Source organism: Paenibacillus sp. FSL H7-0350 (assembly GCF_038593195.1).
Classification (GTDB): domain Bacteria; phylum Bacillota; class Bacilli; order Paenibacillales; family Paenibacillaceae; genus Paenibacillus_AQ.
Map to the genome: position 1 here is coordinate 5726801 of NZ_CP151972.1, position 24492 is coordinate 5751292.

A 24492-nucleotide genomic window follows, 5' to 3' on the forward strand; every position below is an offset into this window, starting at 1 on the left:
ATCTCAAAGATTGTCGAAAATATGGGTGCTGTGATGAAGGGGGAATTGACGTGAAGAACCACCGGGCAAAACAGAGAATCAGGCTCTTGCTCCATTGGCTGTTGATTGTCAGTCTAATTGCGGGGCTGTGGAATCCCGGACTTTGGCAGACTGGCCAGGCAGAAGCTGCGGCTGTGAACGGGACCGCCTCTGCTGCGAGTGATATTAGCGGTCATTGGGCGGAGCCGCAAATGAGCGAATGGATAGGAGGCGGGTATATCAAAGGCTTCCAGGATGGAAGTTTCCGGCCTGATCAGGCTATCTCACGCATAGAGTTTGTGGCGTTAGTGAACCGCTTGTTTGCTTACCAGGGAACGGGAAAGATCAGCTTCAAGGATGTTCCCTCTGCGGCCTGGTTCGTCTCACAGGTGCAGGCAGCGGTCCAGGCCGGATATGTGACGGGATTTCCTGACAGGACCTTCCAGCCGGACAAGCCGTTGTCACGGGTGGAGGCGGCTGTGATGCTCGCCAAGCTTACGCCTGTGCTGATGAAGGACGGCGAAGATCCGCTGAAGGTGTTCAAGGATGCGGGCAGTATTCCGGGCTATGGCCGTGATGCACTGGGTGCTGTACTAAGTGCCGGTTACATGAAGGGTTTCCCGGATGGAACGATTGCAGCTTCACGGCAGCTTACTCGGGCCGAAGCCGTTGTGCTGCTGGATCGTCTGAAGCAGCAGTCCGGCAGTCATGCAGAGGGAGGGATCATTCCTCCGGCGAAGACCTTGGAGACCGGCGGCACTTATGGTCCTGCTACAGGTTCGTTCACCGTGGCCGGTGATCTTACCCTGAATGCGCCGGGCATAAAGCTGCGCAATATACAGGTTCAAGGAAATCTGCTCATCGGCTCCAAGGTTGGAGACGGAGAGATCTACCTTGAACAGGTGACGGTACAGGGCAGCACGGATATTCAAGGCGGCGGTGCCCATAGTGTACATATCAATCAGTCCCGGCTCGGAGTTGTAACCGTAGATCGCGCGGATGGTCTGGTACGGGTTGTCATCGGTGGGACAACGATCATCAGGCAGTTGAATGTCCAGTCTGATGCTAAGCTTGAGTCAGAGCAGAGCGGGACAGCTTCCGGCGGGATTGAGGGAGTGGTCATTTCAGGGTCGGGTGAAGTTACCCTGAGCGGAGACTTCAGCTCGGTGGAGATTAAGAGCAACGTCAAGGTTGTGGTCACCTCAGGGACCATTGGCCGCTTAAGCGTTGCCGGGGGAGTTAGTAGTTCGGCCATTACACTGAACGAAGGCGTTAAGGTGAGTGATCTGGAGCTGCATGGCACAGCCAGTGTATCGGGCACTGGGGAAATCGTGAAGGCGCTGGTAGATGCTCCGAAAGTAGTGTTTGAACGTTCCCCAGGCAGCGTGGAGACTACGACACGCGGAGAGTACACGGTTACTGCTCCGGCTGCAAGCACGGCTCCTGCCGGAGCAGGTGGAGCAGGTGGAACTGGCGGAGGAAGTGGTGGTGGAGGCGGCGGTGGCGGAAGCAATCCGACGACCCCGCCATCCCCAACAGCGACTCCGTCCCCAACAGCGACTCCGTCCCCAACAGCGACTCCGTCCCCAACGCCTCAGCCGACCCTGCCGCCTGCAGGGCAGCCGCTTGAGGTAGCAGTCACTGCTTCACTTGGCACCCTGGGAGGCTTCATGCTTAGCTTCAGCAAGCCTGTTGCGAATCTGACAGCAGCAGAGCTCTTGCTGAAGGATGCCGCGGGACAGGCTGTCGGGATCTCCTTCATCGGCTCACTGAACGGAGGAAGCACTTACCGGGTTGCCGCAGACTTGAAGGAGGGAGAGACCTACTCTGTGACTCTCTCCAAGGCAGGGTATGTCTTCGGCGCCCCGGTTACCTTCGTTGTTCCAGTGATCATACCGGAGGATATTCGGGTGGCTACGGCGGTGCAGAATATCACCGCAGCTGGCCTGGAGGTCCAATTCGATCAGCCGGTCGCGGATGTGCCGCTGTCCGGCTTCACCCTGAAGCGCAGCGGGACGGGCGAGGCAGTAGCTATTCAAGAGGCTGCCGCTCTTAATGGCGGAACCTCTTACCTGCTGGCAGCCGGCTTGCAGGAAGGGGCTACCTACTTGTTAACCGTGACGAAGGCGGGCTACCACTTCGGCGGGGTTGTGTCCGTATTCGTTCCGGTCACGGACCCGGTGGTGATCTCAGTATCTGCTGAGGTCTACGGCATCACGGAGACGGGCTTCCAGGTATCCTTGAATCCGCCAGTAGCGGGAATGACCGCTGCCCATTTCGCCTTGTCAGTGGGGGATGGCAGCAGCGTTCCGGTGGACGGAGCGGCTTCCACAGAGGATGGCGGTGTATACACGATTACGGCAGGGCTTGTCCCGGGCAGCAGCTACACGCTTAGTATGGAACGGAGCGGCTATAGCTTCGGGACAGCGCTTGAAGTGACTGTACCAGCCGCAGGCAAGGTGAAGGTTGAACCTTCGGTTGGCACCGTACGTACTTACGGCTTCATCCTGTCCATGGATAAGACAGTGCCGGATGTAGATTCGCTGAGCCTGGTGCTGGAGAATGCGGCAGGCGAGCCTGTCAGTATCGACATGCTTAGTACAGTGGTTCCCGGCCGGCAATATGAAGTGTGGGCCAGCCTGGCGCCGAAGGATTCGTATACCCTTTCACTTGATATGGACGGGTATGAGTTCACCGAACCGGCGGCTCTGGCGGTCCAGGCAGAGGAAGTTCCCTCTTCGGCAGGCTGGGTGACGCATAGCGGATTCGAGCTGCGGTTTGCGCAGGGCGCACCGGACTTCCCGGCAGGCGATATGACTCTGCAGGCTCCGGGCGGCGGGGCCGTAGCGGTGGATGAAGTCCAGTTTAGCCCGGACAGAACATCGGCAATGATAGCTGCGGATCTGCCGGCAGCAGGAAGTTATGCTTACCGCGTCAATCTCTATGACGGACGGTTCATACAAGGGACCGTAATTGTTCCTGAGACAGTGGAGATCAGTAAGTATACGACCTTCGACGGATACCCTGGTGCTTATAGCGGCCTTACGGTTCACTTCGGGCGGGCGGTACCTGGGTTAACAGTCTCAGCCTTTGAGCTTAAGAATAGCAGCGGCGGGGCGGTTGTATTGGACTCGGCGAGCTCCAGTGACGGGGGCCGCACCTACAAGCTGCTGACCACGGAGATTAATGCCGGAGGCCCATTTGTACTTGGCCTTACGGCTCCGGGCTACAGCTTCGGGAAGCCGGCCACACTGGTGAATGCGACTCTGAATGTGTGGGGAGCGGGGCGGAAGCCGACCCAATTCATGGCCGGACTGAATCCGCGCGTGCCGGATTTGACGGCTGAACATTTCAGCGCCACGGATCTGGCAGGCCGTGAGGTTGCGATTACAGGTGTGACGTGGGATAACCAGCAGCGGATTTATGTAGTGACTTTTGACGGAGAGGGCGGTCAGAGTTATTACGTATCTGCCCATGCGGACGGGTATGACTTCGGCGCGCCGAAGAAGATTTATGTGTATGCCCAGAACACGGTGGTAGATCCGACTTACAGCGGCTTCACGCTGGTGATGGCACCTGCGATGAAGATTAATACGCAATACGGCTTTAAGCTAACCAAGGCTTTTGGAGGCCCGGAGGTTCCCATCAAGAAGGCGGTCATGAATGATCCGGAAGGCGGAAGCTATCAGTTCTCAGCCGCCTTGATTCCGGGCTACTATAGTCTCGCGCTGGATGCGGAGGTGGACCCGAACGTTGTCTCTTTCTTGGTTCCGCTAACCGCTACAGTCTCTGTCGGAGAGATTGAGAACAATGGGCTGCTTGCGAAGCTTGATTATGCCGTGGATGGGCTGGATGCCGGGAGTTTCGTATTGCTCAACAACGATACAGGTGATCCGGTAGTGATATCCTCGGCGTCAACGGCGGACCAGGGCGCAAGCTACCGGCTGTCGGCCCATCTGGCGGGAGGCAGCTACAATCTGAAGCTGGCCGGGCATTTGCCGGAAGCGGGTGTGAATTTCAAGGTTGCGGCTACCACAGACGCAGGAACAACAAGTGTATCGAAGATCACGAGTACAGGCTTCGAGCTTTCTTTTGCCAATCCGGTGATGGGCCTGCTTCCTGGTGACCTCACGATCACGGATGCGCAGAATAACAAGCTAAGCGGAATTACATTAAGCACGAGTGACAATGGCGGGACCTATCGTGTGCGGGTAACACTTGCGGAGAATGCAGACTACACGATCGTGCTGAAGAAAGGGTTCATCCTCTTCGACTCGCCGGTTACGTTCCATGTGAATAAGTGGATTGCCGCCAGCATAGCGGATGTAACGAAGGACGGGCGGTTCACCTTGAAGTTCACTCCCGCGTTCCCGGAGATTGAGAATTATCTGGGACTGTCGTTAACGGATGAAGCGGGCACGCTCTATTATCCGAATCTGTTCGAGTCGGCAGACGGCGGGGCGAGCTACCAGATTCGAGTGCCGGGCAATCAGCTGAAGCCGGGTATGGCCTATATGGTTAAGCTGGACAAGGATGAATTCTCAATGAATCCGGTTTCCTTCCGGCTGCCACCAGCGCTGACAGTTACGGAGGCGACGACAGCAAGCGTGAAGGTGCAGCTGGATGCGCCGGTTCCGGGGCTGGCCCAGCGGCATTTTGTGATCCGGAATGCCTCCGGTGACAGCATTGCACTGACATCAGCGGCGACCACGGATGCGGGCGCTCATTACACTCTGGCCGGTGCCTTTGCAGGCGGACAGACGTATACGGTGCAGTACAAGCCTGATGTAGCTTATCAGGTGAATGAACCGGTTGCTTTTTCAATATCTGCAACGATTACGGCTGTGGTCAGCAATGTGACGGTACTGGGGTTCAAGCTTCAATTCAGCTCCCGGGTTCCCGGTCTCACCCCGCAGCAATTGATTCTCCGCGATCCAAGCGGCAATCTGCTCCCAGAATCCGATTATTCACTTAAGACAACGGATCAGGGGTTAAGCTACCAGGTGACGCTGAATGCGGCGGCAGCAGGCAAGGGGTATATGCTGGATCTGGCGAGAGAGGAATTCCGGCTGGCATCACCGGTCTCCTTCGATATCTTGGCGTCGGCTGCAATCTGGCTGGTCGGCACTGTGCGGAACAAGATTGTGGTGTCGGTTGCGCCGAATCTGGCGGATATGACACAGGAGCACTTCACCCTGTATGAAAGCAAAGGCCGCAAGACCGCAATTACGGTGACCTCTCAAGGTCCGGATAGCGCGATGTATAACATTGAAGGGAAATTTGACGCCTTCGAGACGTATACCCTGCAGGCGAAGTATCCCGGCTATCTGTTCGGAGCACCGCTTACCGTGGGCTTCCAGATTGGGGTATATGCAATTATTCACAGCCAGTCGCGGAGCGGCTTCAAGCTTGTTCTTAGCTCGGAGGTGCCCGGTCTGAGTGCTGCGGACATTACCGTCACTGATAAAGGGGGAAATATCGCTGCGGTACAATCCCTCCAGGCTTCCACTGCTCCAGGCAGCTATAACGTGCTTGTTCCGCTATCCGGCGGCAAGACGTACACGGTGAAGATTGCTGCGAAGGCGCCGTATGTGTTTGACAGCATTGACCCGTTCACCCTGAATGCGGCTGCGGTCACGGTGGATCAGCTGTCGCTGACCGGTTTCAAGCTGAATCTGTCTTCCCCGCTCAGTCTGGACCCCGGGAATCTCAGCCTGACGGATGAGCAGGGAGAAACGGTTAACCTCCGTTCGATCCTTACCCGGGATGCAGGACGGTCTTATGAGGTTAGTGTCTATCTGAAGGCAGGCGTGCAGTATAAGCTGGGCCTGCATGTGGCGGGATATGATCTGGGTACGGAGCTGCCGTTGTCCATTCAGGCTGTTGCGGCTGCGTTCGAGGGGATGGAGAGCGGGAACAATCAGGCGTTCACCGTCCGTTTCGATCAAGCGATGCCAAGTCTGCTGCCGGGCGATTTCAACATTACCCAAGGGGAGAACACACTCCAGACTCATCCCTTGAAAATATCTACGGCAGACGGAGGATTCACCTATAAGGTGGAAGCGAGCTTCTGGGGAACCGAGCGTTACGCGCTGCGCATTGCGAGGCAGGGATATGACTTCGGTGCTCCGCTCTTCATTGAGGTTCCGGCGATGATCAGCGCGGCTGTGCTGAGAACAGGCTCGGATTACGTGGAGATCGGACTGAATCCCGGTGTCTTCGGACTTAGCGCCGCTGATTTCACGGTCAAAGACAGCAGGGGGCAAGCGTTGCCTGTGTCCTCTGCGGTGACGGACGACCATGGCTTGACCTACCGCCTGAAGGCAGCCTTTGCCGGAGGCCAGACCTATACGATTGCGCTGCAACAGACGGGCCATGACTTCGGGGAGGTCTTGTCTGCTACGCTGCCAAGTGTGATTACAAGTGAGACAGGGCCGGTTAACGGGCAAGGGGTAACGGTTCTCCTGAACCCGGCTGTTGGCGGGCTTAAGGCAGGCAGCTTCAAGCTGGTGGATGCTGCCGGGCAGGCCATTCCGGTTACAGCTGTCAAAGAGCTGAATGCGGGAGCCGCGTATTCGTTATCTGCTAATCTTACAGCTGGAGCGGTCTATACGCTGACTGTGACTGCGGCAGGCTACGACTTCGGAGCCCCGCTTGCGGTGAAGGTACCGGTTCCCATCGCACTGAGCTATGACTCCATACAAAAAGACGGGCTGACGGTGAAGCTGGACCCGGCTGTTCCGGGACTTCACGCAGCCAGCTTCATCTTGAAGGATGCGGAGGGCAATCAGAGCGTTGCATCTGCGGCAAGCACGGCAGATGGCGGTGCAACCTACGCTGTGCGGGCGGCGCTGCAATTTGGAACGGATTACAGCCTGAGTATTGCGGCTGACGGGTATGATTTCGGAATGGTGCTGCCGTTCACGGTGCTGCAGCCTGTCGCCAAGTCTATTGAGACGCTGTCCAAGAACGGGTTCACTCTGCGCCTGCAATCCGCAGTTCCAGATTTGAAGGTCAATCACATTCTGCTGAAGGACAGCAGCGGTGAGGCTGTTGCGCTTGATTCCCTGGTGACGGCGGACGGCGGGCTGACGTACCAAGCGGCAGCGAAGCTAATAGAAGGGGCGGGATACCGGCTGGCCTTGACCGCTAAGGGGTATGATTTTGGCCCGCCGGTTCATGTGGATGTTCTTCCGATGCTGCAGTTGACTGCGGGTAGCATTAGTACCTCAGGCTTCAGTCTGAATCTGAGCAAGGCCGTGCCTGATCTGAAGCTGTCTTCCGTTCGCCTTAGCGGACCGGACGGGCAGGATATAACCCTTACCGCAAGCTCATTCTATGATGCTAATCCCGGTACAGCAGATGCGGGCAAAGTATATCAGGTGCGGGTGCCTATAAGTGCCGGACAAACGTACACACTTACGGTGCAGGATTCAATCCACCCGGTAGAAGGGCCGCTGGAAGTGGTTCTGCCGGTTGCGGTTACGAGCCAGGTCACCCGTGCGGATACCGGCGGAATAAGTGTGCTGCTGGCCCGCAAGTCTATCACGTTGCTGCCTGAGGATGTGGAGCTTCTTACGGCTGCAGGCGATAAGATCAAGGTGACGGGGATCGCAGCGGGAACTGACGCTGGTACCTTCATCATTCAAGCTCAGCTTGCTGAAGGTAGTACGTATATGCTGACTCTGAAGAAAACGGGGTATGATTTTGGCGCAGCGGCTAAAGTGTACGTGGCTTACCGTGTTGCCTCAAGCCTCACAGGAGTGAATGAGAATGGCTTCACTGTAAGCTTCAGTGCGCCGGTTCCAGATGTACAGTTCAGCTTGCAGGACGCCGGCAACAACCCGGTCACACTGGGCGCAGTGTCCACCACAGACTTCGGCCAGACGTACAAGGTGGCAGCGAACCTGGCCTACAATAAGGAATTCAAGCTGCGGCTGAGCGCAGCGGGGTATGAGCTCGGGGCGGAGCTGACGGTGAATAATATAAGCGCGCCGCCGCAACTGATGGATGCAACCTCTTCAGAGAGCGGAACCCAGGTGATCCTGACGTTCGACAAGCCGCTGGCCAGCGTAACAGCAAGCGGGTCCTTCTCCGTTAAGATCGACGGACAATGGCAGAGCTCCGTAACTACGGCACTCGGCGCAGATCCGGCGCAGATTCTCCTGAGCTGGAATAGCAGCGGCCGGGTAATTGGCTCAGCCTCTACGGTATCGGTAGCTTACACCGGCGTGAACCGGGTGAAGGCGGTCAATCAGACGTTCCTGGCTGTCTTTGACGAATTGCCGGTGGCCAATGCGGCGACCCTGGCCGGGTTCGTCTCCAGCTATGCCTATAAGAACGATGCAGCCTATCCGGCTCAAATCCTTCACAAGCAATATGGCAAGACGGCGCTGGAGACGGCGGAGCTTCTGCGGGACGGCGGCTTCAAGGCAGCGAATCTGTACCGTGCGGTGCTGGTCGAATACGGGATGATCCGTTCAGAAATCACTCCTATCCTGTATGCAATGAACGCGGATGCGTCAGCGCTCTTTGATGCTTACAATTCGCTTAAGCCAGCTACGGCTGCGTATGATGGATTGATTATAGGTGAGCTCCTCTCGGCAGGCTATTCGGCCAGTGAGATTGGCCCGGTCCTCCAGCGATTCGGTCTGCTCAGCAAAGACATCTTGGGATATCTGAAGCGCTACAATGTACCGGTGACAGAAGCGGCGAAGGTCCTGAGGGAGAACTGGAATGAAACAAGCGGAAATACCGTGGAGTTACTCGGGCGTACGGGTTATGACAGCAACGGGATTGCCGGAGCTGTCCAGAATGCATATGGTCTGAATCCGGCACAGACGGTGTCTGCTATGGCCGAAGGCAAGCAGCCGGCAACGAAATCGGCAGCGGTCATTAAAGAGTTGTACCAGGAGAGTGCGGTTACAAGTGCAACCTGGCTGTCCCAAGCCGGATATCCGGCGGCGGAGGTGAGCAAGGCGATTGCAGAGCAGTACAGCTACGCCAGTGCGGCTGAAATGCGGCAGGCCTTCATGGACGCCGGCTTCCCGGCAGCCTACACGTATGCTCTGCTGCGGAGGGAGTATTCGCAGCAGGATGCGGCGGCAGAGCTGCTTAATGCCAAGGTGTCTGCCCGGGATGCGGCTGAAGCGGTGAAAGCAGCCGGTGACGGAGCCGCTGTTATCATTAGCGCCTTAACGGCCAAGCACTATGAGGTGCAGGAAATTGCCCTCATTGTGAATGATTTATGGGTATCGGCGGGTACCCCGTTAAGCGATATCCTTGCCCAGTTCGCTGCTGGCGGATATGAGCCTTCAGCACGGGCCGCGCTGCTGCGGGAGCAGTTCCGTGCAGAGCTTCCGGCAAGCATTGCGGCGCTCTCTCCAGGGCTTACCCAGACCCAGCGGGAGCATATCCTGAAATACCTATTGGATGGGGGATATGATCCGGTTCTCTTAGCAGATTATTATCTGAAGCAGGGCAGCCATCCTTATGAATTGTTCAGACAATTCAGGCTGGCGGGCAAGACGCCGGTACAATCGCTGCAGACGATGCATGATGCCTATATTCAAGCGGGAACAGCGCTGACGTTGAGCGGAGCCATGGATCTGTTCTACCATGATTACAATAACCGTTATGAAGCAGACCAGGTCCTGACGGCGCTGCGTACCGTGTTCGCCCAGGATGTAGATGGGAAGGCGGATGCTACCGCACTAGCGGCTGTTATGAGCAACTCCACGCTGTGGGATAAATATGAAATTGCCAAGCCGCTTATCCGGCAGATGGGCCTCACAATTCAGGATTGGGTGGAGCTGGAGCGCACAGAGGCCTTGTCCCGGTTCGGCTGCGCTTGTGATGTACGTACGGTGGTGAAGGATACCCAGTATCTTTTCGCTGGTGCAACCCTGCCGGAGATTACGGTGGCCATGAGCTTATCCAGCAGCTATACCTTGAACATGATTGTGGAAGGAACGATTAATCTCTACCCTACAGGGGGTGTCAGAGCGAAGGGAATGCCTTACCTGATCTCTGCGCTGAAAAATGCGGGGTATTCCTTCGAAGAGGTCGCTGCGGAATTCGACCGCCAAGGGTGGAGTGAATGGGTGTCTGTCTTCAGCACATACGGAATTGCAGCAAGTGATGTGACTGCCTATTTGGTTACAAAAGGTCTTACCATGAGCCAGGTCATTGACCGGCTGGCTCCTTATCCGCTGAAGGACCGGGCGCTGGTCCTGCGCGAAGCCTACGGGCTGGATAGCGCTGCTGCGGTGGCACAGCTGCTCCAGCAGACTGACGAGGATCAGGAGGATATCGGCCGGGCAGCGGCCTGGGCCTACGGCAGCGATCCAATCGCGTTGTGGATTCAGACGCTGCGGGCACAAGGGGCTACGGCTGCCTCCGTGATTAATACGCTCGCCGCGCGATACCCTGCCTACTGGCAGTCGGACAAGGTGGGCCCGGCCCTGATTCAGGGCGGATTCAGCCAGGATGAGGTGATGCGGGGGCTGCTGATCCATGCCGGAGTGCGGGGCAACCTGAAGGCAACGCTTGCGCTGCTGCAGTCGCTGTATAGCCAGCAGCAGATTACCATTGCCCAGCTGCTGAGTGCGGCCAAGTCCGAATCGCCGGGAGACGGACTGGAATTTCTGCAGAAGGGCGGCTATAAGCTGCCTGATATTGCCCGCGCACTCAAGGATTATTACGGGCTTACGGCCGGAGAAGCAGCCAAGCTGCTTACCGCCGCTTATCCGAATGATCAGAGTCTTATTCTCTCCGGGCTTGCTTCCGTATACGGACAGACGCTCGGAAGTACGGTAGCAGAAGCGCTGCAGGAGCAGGGAATTACTGAAGTAGGCGCAGCTGTTGAATATCTGTGGAATGCGGGATTTGCTCCCAAAGAAATTGCGGTCTCTGCCAAAGACGCCTTCCACCAGGACGCAGGTCAGACCGCACTGCTCTTCGTGCAGAAGAATATTCTGGCAGATAAAAATGTACTGGTAACGACCCTTGCCTCTGTCTATGGACTGTCCGTAGAGCAGGTGATCCATGCACTGCTTGTCCGTCAGGGAGACCCCTCCTTCGAGGGAGCCATTGCCTTTGTGTTCCAGGCCCGGTTCAGTCTGGCGAACAGCATCAGGCTGGCCAAGACAGAATACGGATTATCTGCGGGAACCGCCTTGCAGCTGCTCACAGATTCCCGGTTATACCGCCAGGAGGATATCCTTGCGGGAGTGACGGATATCTACCGGACCTCGCAGCGTGAGAGTATCGTGGATTCACTGGCAGCCAGCGGGCTGGTCACCCTGGAATCTGCCGTAACCTTCCTGCGCAACATGAAGTTCGATCTGAACGGGATCGTCCGGGTGGGCAAGGAGCATTACCGGTTAACGGCCGGTGAGACTGCCGCCGCTCTGACTGTCGAGGGCACTTATAGTGATGAGGACATCCAGAGTGCGGTGTCCTATGTATACGGACAGAATCTGACGCAGACCCGGCTCGATACGCTGAATGCGCTGGGGATCACCGTGTTCGCTGATGCTGTGCCGGAGCTGATAAGCGCCGGATTTACACTAGCCGACCTGGTGCTTGCAGGCAAGACGCACTACAAGCTCAGCGCCGGAGAGACAACTTACAGCCTGCTGCAATCCGGGAAATATCCGGCTGCAGACCTTCTGGCTGCTGTGGCGGAATTCTATGGCAAGCCGGTGAATGAGAGTGTAGAGGAGCTGCTGAACCGCAGCGGTATTGCTTCCATCCAGGATGCAGCGCCATATCTTCGTTCGCTGGGCTACACACTGCAGGATGTGAGCGAAGTATCCAAGAACTACTACGGTAATACGCTACAGGCTACCTATGACGCCTTACTGTCTCTCCAATTGGAAGATGCCAGCATTATAGAATGGACTGTACGGCAGGTCTACGGCACAACTGCGGAGGAAGGCACTACGGCTGCCACGCCTCAATCAATCCTGCAGGAAGCTGGAATTACAGGGGAGCCAGCGGCCATTGCCTATCTATGGAACGCAGGCTACCCGCTACAGGAAATTGTCAGAATGCTCAAAGAGTATAACGGCCAATCTGCGGCCGCAGCGGCAGCATTGCTGCTTGCCGATGGCTCGTTCCATAGCTCTGCGGTTCTGAGCAGCATCAGTGCTATATATGGCACTGCGTATGATCCCGCTGTGATGGAGCTCTTCAGAGCGCAGGGCATCTTTACAGACGCCCCGCAAGCGGCGCAGGTCTTGAGTACAAGCGGCTACCGGATGGCGTATATCGCAGAATTACTGAAGAAGAGCTATGGCAAGACAGAGGCAGAGGCGAAGGACGTCCTGAACGGACTGGGTATTTACACTGCGGATGCGGTACAGAAGACAGTGGCCGAAATGTATTTCGCAGTGGGCACATCCTCTGGAACGCTTCAGCAAGTACTTGATCTGTATGGAATTACGGGTACAGAGGCTGCTGTAAGCCTGCTCTATAAGCAAGGTACACCGGTGCAGGATATCCTCCAGTATTTGAAGGATGCTTATCACTTGGGTGCCGATGAAGCAACCGCCCTGCTGGCCGTGCATGTCAAGGGGCCGGAGCTTGGTCTGGCCGTCACTACGGTGTATTACAGCAGCACGAATATCGGTTATCTCGCGAAGCTGATTCCGGCAACCTCTATGGGCAGCCCGGGAACGGTGGCGAACTATATGAAGGCGAAATTCAGGGATACCGATATCGTGCTTGCGCTGAAGGTGATGTTCAATCTGGACGCTCTCGGTGTGCTGGATGCAATCACTACGGCGGTGATGCCTGCGGAGCGAGTCCGGGCAGCGGTAACCGAAGTGTTCGGGGCTGATCCGCTCTATGCTTATCTGAAGCGTATGAAAGACCGGGGAGCGAGTGCGAATGATGTCGCTGCCGAACTGGATCTGCGGGGACTGCTTGAGCTGGCACCGTCCGGCTACCTGGTAGATACACTGCGGAGCCTGGGCTACGACAACGCCAGCATCCTGAAGATGCGCTACAATTATTTCAACGAAATGCGTCAGAATGCAGGCACGGAAGAGGAGCAGGGAATACAGCTGGTGCAGCTCGGCGTAAATACACCAGCCGCTATCGTTCAATACTTGCGCAAGTGGAGTCTGACCCCTTACAAGGTTCTTAAGATCGTAAGAGCAGGATTGCCGGATGCACCAATCGCGGAGATTGCCCTTGCCATGCGTGAGCAGGGCTACGATGGTGAAGCCATTATGGGCGGACTTGAAATTATCGGAGAAGGCGGGGATAGCATTGCTGCGATTCTCAGGAAGCTTGGGCTTCCGGTGGTACGGGCACTGGTTTTCCTAGGCAAAAGCTGGTCCGTGGACGAGCAGCTGCAATGGCTGATCAGCAATGGCTATACACCAAGCGAATACATCCGCTACCGGAATGTGGAGACCGACAATACCATTGCAGTTCTGAGACAGCAGCTCGGCTTGTCCGCAACTGATATTGCCAAGCTGCTGAATAAGTATAAGGGCAGTATGAGTCACTATTACTTAGCCAAAGCACTGTATGACGGAGGATTTACACAGGTCAGTGAAGTAGCAGGTGCATTGATCGCGATCAATTATCAGCCGGTCTGGCTGCTGGGATTGCTGGTGGGGATTGGCGGCTGGACCATGGATGATATCGCCCAGGGAATGCTGGATTCCGGGCTGATCTCACTCGTGGATCTGGGAACGGCGATTCAGATGGCCACGGGCGGCGTGCTGAAGGAGACCTATCGTATTCTCAAAAAGGTATCCACCGTGAAACAGCGGGAATTCTATGACAGTCTTAGCAGCGTGGAGCGCATGCTGCTGGACAACAATGAAATCGCCATGATTGTAGTGGTGTCCGCCATGCGTAACGGAAGGATCAGTATCGCCGATGCCACCAATCAGCTGAAGGTGACGGAAGGGATTGAACCGGAAGATGCACTGAAGGTGCTGATTGTATCAGGAGCCAATGTGCTGGATTCGGCAGGAGCCGTATGGGATGTCTACCGCGATTATATCGGGGCCAAGATTGTCCTCAAGATGTTCGAAAAGGCGGCAGGCAAGTATATTAGTGACTTCAGTAATTACTACAAGCTGGTCATGACGTTATCCAAGATTATCTATAAAGTATCCAAGTAAGAAATGAGGCTGCAGCAAAGGCCGGTCCGCATAAGGACCGGCCTTTGCCGGTAACCTGTCATGGAAAATCAAGGCGTGGACACCCCGACCCGGAAGGTGCTATCCTAACTTAATAGAATTTGTTATTAAGGGAGACGCAGCCGTGGAAAGTAGGCATTGGATGTCGATTATGCTTTTTATTGCAGCAGCACTGATGCTGTTTGTCTCGTTCCTGTCGTACCAGAAAAGACATCTGCCTGTTGCCAGAACGATGATTCTGATTATGCTGACAGCAGCCTTCTACGCCTTCGGCTATGGTCTTGAGCTGCTTAGCGGGAACTTAAGCCAGGTGAAGCTGGCGCTGCACATTCAATATCTGGGTATTCCCTTTGTCTCCACCTTATGGCTGGTACAAGCGATTCAATTCACCGGAGCCGCTGCGCGCTTCCGTAAGCGACTGATTGCCTTGTTGTTCCTGATCCCCGCCGTCATCTTCATCCTGCAGCTCACCAATGACTGGCATCATCTGATCTACCGGGAATTTCTGCTGAATACGGACCCTTCAGTCTCCTTGTATTACACCGTCAAGGGGCTGTGGTATAACATCCATGCTGCGTATAATTATCTGGTGCTGCTTGGCGGGATTGCGCTGTTCATATCCATGTTTGTGCGGGCGCTGCCGATTGTACGCAAACAGATTGCTGTTCTGCTTCTGGGTGCGGTTGCGCCTATGCTGCTCAATCTGTTTCTGTGGACCGGAACCCGAATAGATCTTACGCCGTTCGGATTTGCAGTATCGGGCATCGCCTACGCCTGGGGCATCCTCAGATTCAACCTGCTCCGTCTGACTCCGCTGGCTATGGCGCAGGTGTTCGAGACGATCCGGGACGGTGTCCTTCTGTTCGATTATGAGAATCAGATCGTCAGCTACAACCGTGCCGCAGAGAAGATGTTTCCCGAGCTTGGGAGCAGGCGGCGCTACCCGGCGGATATGACGGAGGTGCTTGCCGGCAGCGGGGAGCTGCTTGAACGTCTCAGGGGCTTAAGCGATGAGGACGAGCGGTTTGCCTATGAGCGGCTCCAAGCTGGCAGGCGTATGTACTATAATTGCAGCCTGTCCTTCATTCATGATACAGGCAGCACCCCTATCGGCAAAATCCTCTTGGTCAGCGACATTACCGAGCTGAAGGAGAGCGAGGTCCGGCTGCGCGAGAATGCCCGGCAGCTGTCCGAGCTGAATGCCTTCAAGGATAAGCTGTTCACCATTGTGGCCCACGATATCCGCGATCCGGTAGCACTGCTGGTCAGCCTGACAGAGCTGCTGGGCGACGGGCTGACAGCTGCAGATGGGGAGCATGCGGAGGTGGTGCGGGAGATTAAAGGGCAGGTGCGGAATACGTTCCAGCTTGTTGACAATCTGCTGGACTGGTACCGCAGCCAGAAGGGGACGGTGTCGTTCCATCCGCAGGCCTGGAGTGTGCAGCAGGTGGTCCGGCAGGCCCTGATGCTGGCGGGTACGAAGGCCGGGATGAAGCAGATCCGCCTGACGGAGCGTATCGGCAGCGAATTAACCGTACGGGCGGATAAAGAGATGCTGGATCTGATCCTGCGCAATCTGCTCTCTAACGCTATCAAATTCACTGGGATAGGCGGCTCTATTGTGGTTGAAGCCCTGTTTGAAGAGGACAAGGTGATCTTGTCTGTCCGCGATGACGGGATCGGTATTGATGAAGCGACCGCAGACATGCTGCGCCTGGAGGAGCCGATTCTGAAGGCGCCGCTGGGAGAGGAGGCAGGAGATGCCCGCTTCGGCCTGGCGCTCGCGCGTGAATTTGTGCGCATTCATGGCGGGAGCCTGTGGTTTGAGAGCAAGCCGGGTAGTGGAACCACCTTCTTCTTCACCTTGCCGGGATCGGCAGGAGGCGAACGGATGGAGTAACGGGCAGCGGGAGGGAGGAGATATGCAAGTGAAGGTTATACTGGTCGATGATGAACGGATGATGCATCTGATCCTTAGCACTATGCTGCTTAAACTGCCTGAAGTTGAGCTTGCGGGTACGTTCACAGATACGAAGTCGGCTGCTGCCTTTCTGGTGGAGCACCCGGATGTGGAGCTTGCCTTCGTAGACCTCTCTATGCCGGGAGAAGGCGGCATGGCCTTTGCAGCCAGGCTGGCGGCTGCCGCTTCTCCGGTGCAAATTGTGTTCGTGACCTCACATAAGGAATTTGCCCTGGAGGCTTACGACTTGTCCGTGCTGGATTATTTGGTCAAGCCGGTCTCCCAGGAGCGGCTTGCGCGCACAGTGAACCGGGTGCTTACCCAGCGGCGGGCTGCGCCGGCACGGCTCTCCCCTCAGCCGGAGGTGCAGGCTCCGGCCGGTTCCGGCCGGGTAACGCTCACGATGCTTGGGGATGTTGCCGTCAGCAGCGGGGCAGGCCGGGTCAAATGGACCTCACGTAAATGTGCTGAGCTGTTTGCCTATCTGCTGCTGCTCCGGGGGAAGCGCGTCCCCCGGAGCAGGCTGGTTGCGGATATCTTCGGCGGCATGCATAAGACCAATGCGGAGAGCTATCTTAACACTACCGTCTATCAACTGCGCAAATCTCTGGAGCCGCTGGGCCTGCGGGAAGCCATCCGTTCGGAGAACGACGGGTATGCGCTTGAGCTTCAGGCGCCGGTTATCGACTATCTGCAATTTGAACAGGAGGCAGCCGCCTTGCACATCATTGAACTCCCGGATATAGAGAGGGCTATGCGTATCGAGCAGCTCTATACAGGGGAGCTGTTCGGCGACAAGGCTTATGTGTGGGCCATCCATGAGACGGAGCGTTATGCGGAATTGTATGCCTCCTTCGTCAAACGGCTGGCCGCAGCGCTCATTGCCAGCCGGGATTCCGCTGCGGCCTCCAAGCTGCTGCTGAAGCTGAACAAGCGGAATCCGCTGGATGAATCGGTGATCCGCAAGCTGATGGCCGTTCACGAACTGGCCGGAGACAAAAAAGGTCTGAATGCCGTCTACACAGACTACGTGCGGCTGCTGAGCCGCGAGCTTGGCATCAAGCCCTCCGGTGACCTAATCTACCTGTATGATTCCCTGGTCCGGCGGATCTCGGAACTCAAATAAGCGCTGTTTCAGCCTTCTCCGGAGGGCCCGGATTACGGGTCTTCCGGTTTTTTTTGCTGCTCAACCCAATCAGAATGGCTGTTGCTAGAGTAGATTAGCTTGAGGGTGATTCTGTTAGAGTGGCGGCAAGGAATTTCGCCAAAAATGTGGACAGGGGTAAAGGCGCGAATCCGTTCCGATTACATTAGGAAATGGGGGGATACAGATGGATTTCAGTGCATTGACTGGCCTTTTCGTGGATAACAATGGTTCGGTCGTGCTGAATGTTCTGTTATCTACTGCCTTGATCTGGAGTATTAAGCAAATTGCGAATAAAGAGAAAGTCATACAGAATTATCAGAAACGCGATGAGGAGAATGAGAAGCAGCTTAGCGAATATAACCGTACGCTCGTGAAGCTGCTGATTGAGAGAGGAACCGCAGAGAGAAAACCTAATGATGAGGAGGTCGTCAACAAGTGAAGCTCCTCGATATCTTTCGCAAGCACGAGCTGAAGCCCAGCCGGGTCAAACGGGAAATTGAGACCCTGGGCCAAATTCAGGAGGCGTATGAATCCAATGATCTAGAGAGGCTTATTGATCTGCACCGCACGGGCTTAGGTAGAAGGGGAGATGATCTGCATGGACATTATTGACTTGATCCTGATTACACTGGAACTGATCGCCTTGATCGCTTTTACCGCGTATGTTATCCGTTACAGCAAATATTTCATCGGACGGGGACCTATGCGCACCTATAATTTGTACCTCCGCAGTGTGTGGGTAACTTATGGGGCAGTAGCACTCCTGTGTCTCAATCTGCTGTGGGGAAGGCTGAACATTATTCTCGGGCTGAACCTGTCCGGCAGTTTATCCGATATCCTGCGGGAGTATGTGCTGGTGCTGACCCTCGTCATGCTTGTATTCGCAGGCTTGATGCACAAGGAGTTATGGGACAGCAACCATAGGCCTAAGCCCCGCAGCGAACGCAAGAAACTGAAGTAGGCCCCATTCCCCATCATTCCCCCTCGGACACTAGTCTTCCGCCACGTTCATCTCTCTCCATATGAAAAAGCACCAGCTCCAGCTGAAACAGCTGGCCGCTGTAAGCAAGCTGAAACAGCCCGCCGGCCCGCTCCATCGTCTGGCGGATATTCCGCAGTCCGATCCCGTGGGAGCGCTTATCGCTTTTGGTCGTCAGCAGCTCGCCGCCTGGGCCTTGGAGGACAGACCCGGCATACGGATTCTGAATCCGTATGAATAAGCTGTCATTCAGATAATGCATATGGACCGCGATGTACCGTTCTGTTCCCTGTTCCTTGGGGATCAGGCTGACTGCTTCCCGTGCATTATCAAGGGCATTGCCCAGAATAACGCTGATAACAGCGGTATCGAGCATCAGCCGGGGAGGAAGGCTCAGCTCCAGACGGAGATCTATCTCTGCTGCGGATGCCTCCTGCCGTTTGTAGTCCAGAATGGAGTCAATAACCGGGTTGCCCGTGTTACAGTAAGCTTGGGCTTGTCCAGTCGAGCCCAGCAGAGCGTCCAGTTCGGCTGTAGAGGCGGCTTCTTCTCCGCTGAGAATTCTGGAGCGCAGGCCCAGCAGAATATGGTTGAAGTCATGGCGGAAGCGGAGAGCTTCCTCCTGAAATTCCCGGTTCCGGTGGTATTGGTTCACATAATAGCTGTTCTGCTGCTCCAGCAGCAGGCGCTGGCTGCGTTCAGACTGCGCGTTCAGCACGCGGTCAATCAGGAGGAAGATCAAGAGATTGATAGCGAGCAGCAAGGCGGGAACAATAGGGAATAACTGCGGATATAGCTGGAAGAAGGGACTGCCGGATAACTTCAGCAATACCGCAATGCTAAGACAAGGACAGAGAAAGACAACAGACCCTAACCATCCGTTTGGCTGGCCCCGGCCCTCGTCTTTCACCAGCCTGCGCAGCAGCAGCACGAGCAATAGCATCAAGAGCTTCGAGAGCAGCAAGCCAAGCCTGTAACCGAAGTCTGTACGCGGCAGAAGAACCGCTGCATCGCTGAGGATAATTACAGCAGAGATAAACACCGCAGCGTATAACCGCCAGGCAAGGCTGCCCCTGTAGAGCAGGGACAGACCCAGGATCAGTCCGATATTAGCAGCCATCAGCAGCAAGCCGGGCAGGGAGCTGTGATGGAGCAGAGCATGAACACCAATATACAGAATATAAAAGGCGGTCAGCCGCAGCCGTGATTCTACACGGCAGGTGAAGAAGCGGCTGAAGAAGAGATGCAGTATGACTGACAGGAGCGGTAGTACAGCGAGATATATGATTTCATCGAGGAGTAAGGAATTCATACCAGCTCCCCCCTGAAATGAAGATAGGCCCTGCGCACAGCGGGGCTATATTTGCTGCTGACCGGCAGCTCACAGCCGGTGGTGAGAATGATTTTTTTGGCGCTGATGGCCTGGATTGAATAGAAGTTCACGATATAGGACTGGTGAATTCTTACGAAATGGCTGGACGCCAGCTTCTGCTCCTCCTCTATTAGCTTCCCGTAGTATTGCAGTGTCCGATCATGAGTAACCAGTGTAATCCGCCGGATGCTGCTCTCCAGGTAATGAATGTCCCTGTGAGGAATCCTTAGTTCCTGGTTCTTCAGCTGTACTGCAAGGAAGTTGGTCCGGCCCTGCTGCCGGAGACGGAGGGTCTTATGTATGGCCCGGACCAGCTTCTGCTTGAAGCTCTCCGGCGTTACCGGCTTTTTCATGAACCCCGACGGACGCAAGTCAAACAGCTGCATATGGTATTCTTCATGGCTGGAAATATAGATAAGCTGCACCGGATCATTGCCGTCATCTTCCCTCAGCAGTTGTCCCGCCGCAATGCCGTCCAGACCGCCCAGCTCAATGTCCATCAAGATAATATCGAACTGGCTGCCATCCCGGAGGGCCCGGGCAAAGCTTTCTCCTGAATAATATATGGAAATTTCAATAGGCTCGTTTAAGTGTTCTCCGGTTTCCAGAATCAGGCGCTCGGCCTCTCCGGCTGCGCGGGGCTCATCGTCACACACAGCAATATGAATCATCGGCTTCTCCACCTTTGCATTTATCCCTACATTATACATTTTCATCCTCAAAAACGACATGATCTCGCGTGAATATGACACCTGCGTTAGCGGAGGGAACACCAGATGGTATCGTTAAGCCGTCAACAGATTTGAATGGGAAAAGGAGTGTTTGCTTTGACGGCAACGGTATTTGAGGCTGAGGGCTTATCCAAGGAGTACCCTACAGGAGCGGCGCTGGATCAGCTCTGCATGAGAATTGAGGCGGGGGAAGTATACGGCTTCGTGGGGGAGAACGGGGCAGGCAAAACAACGCTGATGAGAATCATCGGCGGTCTGGTGCATCCGACAGCCGGAAGGATGGCCTTATTCGGAGAGCAGAGCAAGGAGAAACAGATTGCGGCCAGACGCCGGATCGGCTTCCTGATTGAACGGCCTTCGCTCTATCCGCATATGAATGCTATGGAGAATCTGGGCTTTTACTGCCGGATCTTCGGCATCAGGGATAAGGGCAGAAGTGCTGAAGTGCTGAAGCTTGTAGGTCTGGATGAGGCGGGACCAAAGAAGGCGGGCGAGTATTCGCTTGGCATGCGCCAGCGGCTGGGAATTGCGGTGGCCCTCCTGAACCGGCCGGAGTTCCTGGTGCTGGATGAGCCGGTGAATGGACTCGACCCTGCGGGAATTGTGGAGGTCAGGCATATCCTGGAGCAACTGTCCCGGGAACAAGGCGTGACTCTCCTGATCTCCAGCCATATTCTGAGTGAGCTGCAGCTGCTGGCCGGTAAATACGGCTTCATTCATCAAGGCCGGCTGATTCAGGAGATTTCGGCTGCTGAACTGCAGCGGTCTGCGCAGGTGATGATCTGTATTACCACATCTTCTCCGGCAGCAGCTGTAGCTGAGATATTGAGGCAGGAGCTAAGTTGCGGGGATATCCGGGTCAAGCAGTCCGGAGAGATCGAGCTTCCCCGCAGCGGGGTAGATCTGGAGCGCCTAATGTCTCTTCTCGTGCAGCGGGAGATTCCGGTTGACGGCTTCCATCTGACGGCGCCCAATCTGGAGCAGTATTATATGGACTTGATCGGGGGCGGCGGAAGATGAGAAACCTCTGGCAGGCTGAAATCTATTATTTGCGTAAGGATCTGGCTTTCAAAAGCGTCACCGCAGTCTTCGCCCTCGCCAGCCTCGCACTTGTTCTAATTCTGGGCAGCAAAGGCGGTTATTCCTTAAGCAGTTATGCAGAGCCGCTCAAGACGGCTGCTTCGTTCTCCATCCTGTTCTATCTGGTCATTCCGCTGCATGCCTGCTTCTTCGCAACCGAAGGCTTCGAGCATGGCTCGGTGCAGAATATTATTGCTGCCGGGCATAGCAAGGCGAAGTACTTCACCGGTAAATACGTGCTGGAGCTGCTTGCTGTTCTGGGCTGGCTGCTGGAGTTCTACGGTTTATATTATCTCTTCTCTCTGGCGGCAGCGCTGATCACAGGAGTGCCGGTAGGACATGCCGGATATACAGAGGATCTGGCGGCTGGTCTGACAGCCTTGGGACTGAACCTGCTCTATCTGGCAGCTTATTGTGCAGCAGTCATGATGCTGGGGATACTGATCCGCAAACCGGCTTCGGCGGTGGTGGCCGCATTCTTCTTCATCTTCGGTAATCTGCTGCTCAGCGGGTATCTCAAGGACGCCTCCTCTGCGGTTCTTCGCGCAGTTTCTGAGCATTCCCTCATGACGCAGATTCTCAAATTCTCGAGGATATATGTGGAGAACTCACAGCTGATCCTGCTCTCGGGGACGGGGGATTATATACGCGCGTTGTGGATTCCCGCAGCTTGGATCTTGCTGTCTCTAACTATCACCCTGACCGTTTTGGAGAAGCGGGATATTCAGATATAATAGGGGAAAAGCATGTAGGGAGGCGGTCTGTTTGACTTCGAATGATGCGCTGCAGCTGGCGACCTTCGCCGGCGGCTGCTTCTGGTGTATGGTCAAGCCGTTCGACGAGCTGCCGGGCATCGTCTCTGTGGTATCAGGTTATACAGGCGGGCATACGGAGAATCCGACCTATGAAGAGGTAGGGTCGGAAACTACCGGGCACCGGGAGGCAGTACAGATTGTCTATGATCCTGAGCTGTTCCCGTATGAACGGCTGCTGGACATCTATTGGCAGCTGATCGATCCGACGGATGACGGCGGACAGTTCATGGACCGGGGGCATTCTTACGCTCCGGCGATCTTTGTTCAGAATGAAGAGCAGCAGAAGCAGGCGGAGCTGTCGAAGGAGAGGCTGAAGGCCAGCAAGCGCTTCAAAGCGCCGATTGTGACGCCCATCCTGCCCGCTGCGCCGTTCTATCCGGCGGAAGCGGAGCATCAGCAATATTATCTGACCCATCCGCTGGATTATAAGCTATATCAGAAGGGCTCGGGCCGTGACGACTTCACAGCGCTGCACTGGAACAGCCGTGAGGACAAGAAGCGGCTGCGGGAGCGGCTTACAGAGCTGCAATATGAGGTCACCCAGAACAAAGGCGCGGAGCCTGCCTACCAGAATGCGTATTGGGACCACTTCGAGGAGGGTCTATACACGGATGTGATCAGCGGTGATCCGCTGTTCAGCTCGGCAGACAAATTCGATTCCGGCACAGGCTGGCCCAGCTTCACGGGTCCGGTGGAAGAGGGGCTGATCCGGCGCGAAGCGGATTATAGCGGCGGGCAGGTGCGGACCGTGCTGCGCAGCAGGCTGAGCGGAGCTTATCTGGGGTATCTGACCTTTGACGGACCGGAGCCGGCGAAGCAGCATTACCATATCTATTCTGCCGCCCTTCAGTTCGTCCCTAAGGCAGAGCTTGAAGACCGGGGGCTGAGACGGTATGTGAGACTCTGAAGCTTAGGTCATATTTATAGCTGCCTTGAGCATATGCTTGATCTATAGTCCTGTCCACAAAAGGGGTTGAAGATTTGGCGGGTGCACTTCTAGGCAGCTTTTTGTCTGCAATGGCAACAGTGCTGGGCGTTATTCCTATTCTGTTCGTAAGGCGGCTGTCTGAGCTGTGGAAGGATGTGCTGGTGGCTTTCACCGCAGGGATCATGGTTTCTGCAAGCACGTTCGGGCTGATGCCGCAGGCCATCAAGGAATCGGGCATTACTGCACTGACTCTGGGGCTGATTACCGGCGTATTGCTGCTTGATCTGATTGAGAGCCATATACCGCATATCGATGTGGAGAATAAGCCCGGCCTCAGCACTCTGGATTCCAAAGCGCTGCTCGTCATGATTGCGCTGTTCATTCATAACATCCCCGAAGGGCTCAGCACAGGCTTCAGCTATGCCAGCGAGCAGACAAGCCTTGGCCCGATGGTGGCGATTGCGATCGGTGCGCAGAATATGCCGGAAGGGCTGATTCTGGCGATCTTCCTCATGAATGCCCGCGCCAGCCGGCGTAAGGCGTTGACGATAGCAGCGTTGACCGGGCTGATGGAGATGGTATCGGCCGTGATCGGGTATTTTACAGCCAGCTATGTACAGAATGTGGTCGGGTACGGTCTGGCATTCGCTGCCGGAGCGATGCTCTTTATTGTGTATAAGGAGCTGATCCCGGAGAGCCATGGTCACGGATATGAACGGCCTTCCACGTATTCGTTTATCTTCGGGCTGCTCGCGATGGTCTATATTACGCAGTTTTTTGGCTAGGCTGCTTCAGCAGCAGTGTTGTTTGCATCTGCCTGCCGCAGCCGCTATACTATAACGCAATCCCCGGTTCCTATGGAGAAGGAGTGGTGACACGATGGTTAGACTGGAATGGGAAGCTGCATTATCCTTCGTACTATTGATTGCTTCATACCTGTGCTTATACGCGGCTATTCAGAAGCGGACGAATTTCGCCCGGTACAGCATGACGGTTCTCCTGATAGCCAGCGGAGCGCCGCTTGCCGTGATGCTGATACTGGAGAGCAGAAGGGAAGCGCTGGATGCCAATATCGGGCTGGGCATGGCGTTCCTGCTGACCTGGCTCATTACCGCAGTGGTATTTGTGGCTGCATTGATTACGTGGATAGTTAAGGCAAGGAAACGCGCTCATAGGTAGAAAATAAGAAGCAAGGCAAAAAAATAAGAAGCTGTCCAGAGACTGTAACGCCTACAGTTTCCGGACAGCTTCTTCTGTTGAAATATAAGAATTTATATATTTCACGCTATAAATTATC

General features: G+C 55.5%; 13 protein-coding genes. 11 read left to right on the plus strand and 2 right to left on the minus strand.

What is annotated here, in order from left to right; genetic code table 11:
* The first annotated feature begins 50 nt into the window (after positions 1–50).
* The 6 genes from NYE24_RS25910 to NYE24_RS25935 all read left to right on the plus strand — a co-directional run bounded on the left by NYE24_RS25910 (position 51) and on the right by NYE24_RS25935 (position 18251).
* Positions 51–14165 (plus strand): S-layer homology domain-containing protein, encoded by a 14115-nt coding sequence (locus NYE24_RS25910; protein WP_342477009.1) that lies wholly within the window; start codon positions 51–53, stop codon positions 14163–14165.
* A 142-nt stretch (positions 14166–14307) separates the two neighbouring features.
* A complete protein-coding gene (locus NYE24_RS25915; RefSeq protein WP_143804290.1) occupies positions 14308–16083 on the plus strand; it encodes a histidine kinase N-terminal 7TM domain-containing protein in 1776 nt (591 codons plus the stop codon).
* A gap of 22 nt (positions 16084–16105) precedes the next feature.
* A complete protein-coding gene (locus NYE24_RS25920) occupies positions 16106–17269 on the plus strand; it encodes a response regulator (protein ID WP_342477010.1) in 1164 nt (387 codons plus the stop codon).
* A 205-nt stretch (positions 17270–17474) separates the two neighbouring features.
* The gene (locus tag NYE24_RS25925; protein WP_036693739.1) at positions 17475–17729 is read left to right on the plus strand and encodes a hypothetical protein; all 255 of its coding nucleotides are present in this window, start codon (positions 17475–17477) and stop codon (positions 17727–17729) included.
* Positions 17726–17902 carry a hypothetical protein gene (locus tag NYE24_RS25930; protein WP_155991288.1) on the plus strand — a complete coding sequence of 59 codons (177 nt, stop codon included), beginning with the start codon at positions 17726–17728 and terminating at the stop codon, positions 17900–17902. Before NYE24_RS25925 ends, NYE24_RS25930 begins: the two co-directional genes overlap by 4 nt.
* Entirely contained in the window at positions 17889–18251 is a 363-nt protein-coding gene (locus NYE24_RS25935; RefSeq protein WP_036693741.1) for a hypothetical protein, read from the plus strand. Before NYE24_RS25930 ends, NYE24_RS25935 begins: the two co-directional genes overlap by 14 nt.
* Before the next feature lie 13 nt (positions 18252–18264).
* On the opposite strand, the gene NYE24_RS25940 is transcribed toward NYE24_RS25935, so the two are convergent.
* Both NYE24_RS25940 and NYE24_RS25945 read right to left on the minus strand, forming a co-directional pair.
* Positions 18265–19581: a GHKL domain-containing protein gene (locus NYE24_RS25940; RefSeq protein ID WP_342477011.1), complete on the minus strand. Its 1317-nt coding sequence runs from the start codon at positions 19579–19581 to the stop codon at positions 18265–18267.
* Positions 19578–20312, minus strand: coding sequence for a LytTR family DNA-binding domain-containing protein (locus NYE24_RS25945; RefSeq protein WP_162174451.1), 735 nt, complete (start codon positions 20310–20312; stop codon positions 19578–19580). Before NYE24_RS25945 ends, NYE24_RS25940 begins: the two co-directional genes overlap by 4 nt.
* Positions 20313–20447: 135 nt before the next feature.
* On the opposite strand from NYE24_RS25945, the gene NYE24_RS25950 reads away from it, so the two are divergent.
* The 5 genes from NYE24_RS25950 to NYE24_RS25970 all read left to right on the plus strand — a co-directional run bounded on the left by NYE24_RS25950 (position 20448) and on the right by NYE24_RS25970 (position 24374).
* Positions 20448–21392 carry an ATP-binding cassette domain-containing protein gene (locus NYE24_RS25950; protein WP_342477012.1) on the plus strand — a complete coding sequence of 315 codons (945 nt, stop codon included), beginning with the start codon at positions 20448–20450 and terminating at the stop codon, positions 21390–21392.
* Positions 21389–22186 carry a hypothetical protein gene (locus tag NYE24_RS25955; RefSeq protein ID WP_342477013.1) on the plus strand — a complete coding sequence of 266 codons (798 nt, stop codon included), beginning with the start codon at positions 21389–21391 and terminating at the stop codon, positions 22184–22186. Before NYE24_RS25950 ends, NYE24_RS25955 begins: the two co-directional genes overlap by 4 nt.
* A gap of 31 nt (positions 22187–22217) precedes the next feature.
* Positions 22218–23174, plus strand: coding sequence for a peptide-methionine (S)-S-oxide reductase MsrA (gene msrA, locus NYE24_RS25960; protein ID WP_036693752.1), 957 nt, complete (start codon positions 22218–22220; stop codon positions 23172–23174).
* Between the two features lie 74 nt (positions 23175–23248).
* Entirely contained in the window at positions 23249–23980 is a 732-nt protein-coding gene (locus NYE24_RS25965; RefSeq protein WP_036693754.1) for a ZIP family metal transporter, read from the plus strand.
* A gap of 94 nt (positions 23981–24074) precedes the next feature.
* Positions 24075–24374, plus strand: coding sequence for a hypothetical protein (locus tag NYE24_RS25970; protein WP_036693755.1), 300 nt, complete (start codon positions 24075–24077; stop codon positions 24372–24374).
* Positions 24375–24492: the final 118 nt, after the last annotated feature.

Bases quoted from the DNA above. Each gene is read 5' to 3' on its own strand.
- NYE24_RS25920 (WP_342477010.1), top strand. From the start codon at position 16,106: ATGCAAGTGAAGGTTATACTGGTCGATGATGAACGGATGATGCATCTG.
- NYE24_RS25925 (WP_036693739.1), top strand. From the start codon at position 17,475: ATGGATTTCAGTGCATTGACTGGCCTTTTCGTGGATAACAATGGTTCG.
- NYE24_RS25935 (WP_036693741.1), top strand. From the start codon at position 17,889: ATGGACATTATTGACTTGATCCTGATTACACTGGAACTGATCGCCTTG.
- NYE24_RS25940 (WP_342477011.1), bottom strand. From the start codon at position 19,581: ATGAATTCCTTACTCCTCGATGAAATCATATATCTCGCTGTACTACCG.
- NYE24_RS25945 (WP_162174451.1), bottom strand. From the start codon at position 20,312: ATGATTCATATTGCTGTGTGTGACGATGAGCCCCGCGCAGCCGGAGAG.
- NYE24_RS25950 (WP_342477012.1), top strand. From the start codon at position 20,448: ATGGGAAAAGGAGTGTTTGCTTTGACGGCAACGGTATTTGAGGCTGAG.
- NYE24_RS25955 (WP_342477013.1), top strand. From the start codon at position 21,389: ATGAGAAACCTCTGGCAGGCTGAAATCTATTATTTGCGTAAGGATCTG.
- NYE24_RS25970 (WP_036693755.1), top strand. From the start codon at position 24,075: ATGGTTAGACTGGAATGGGAAGCTGCATTATCCTTCGTACTATTGATT.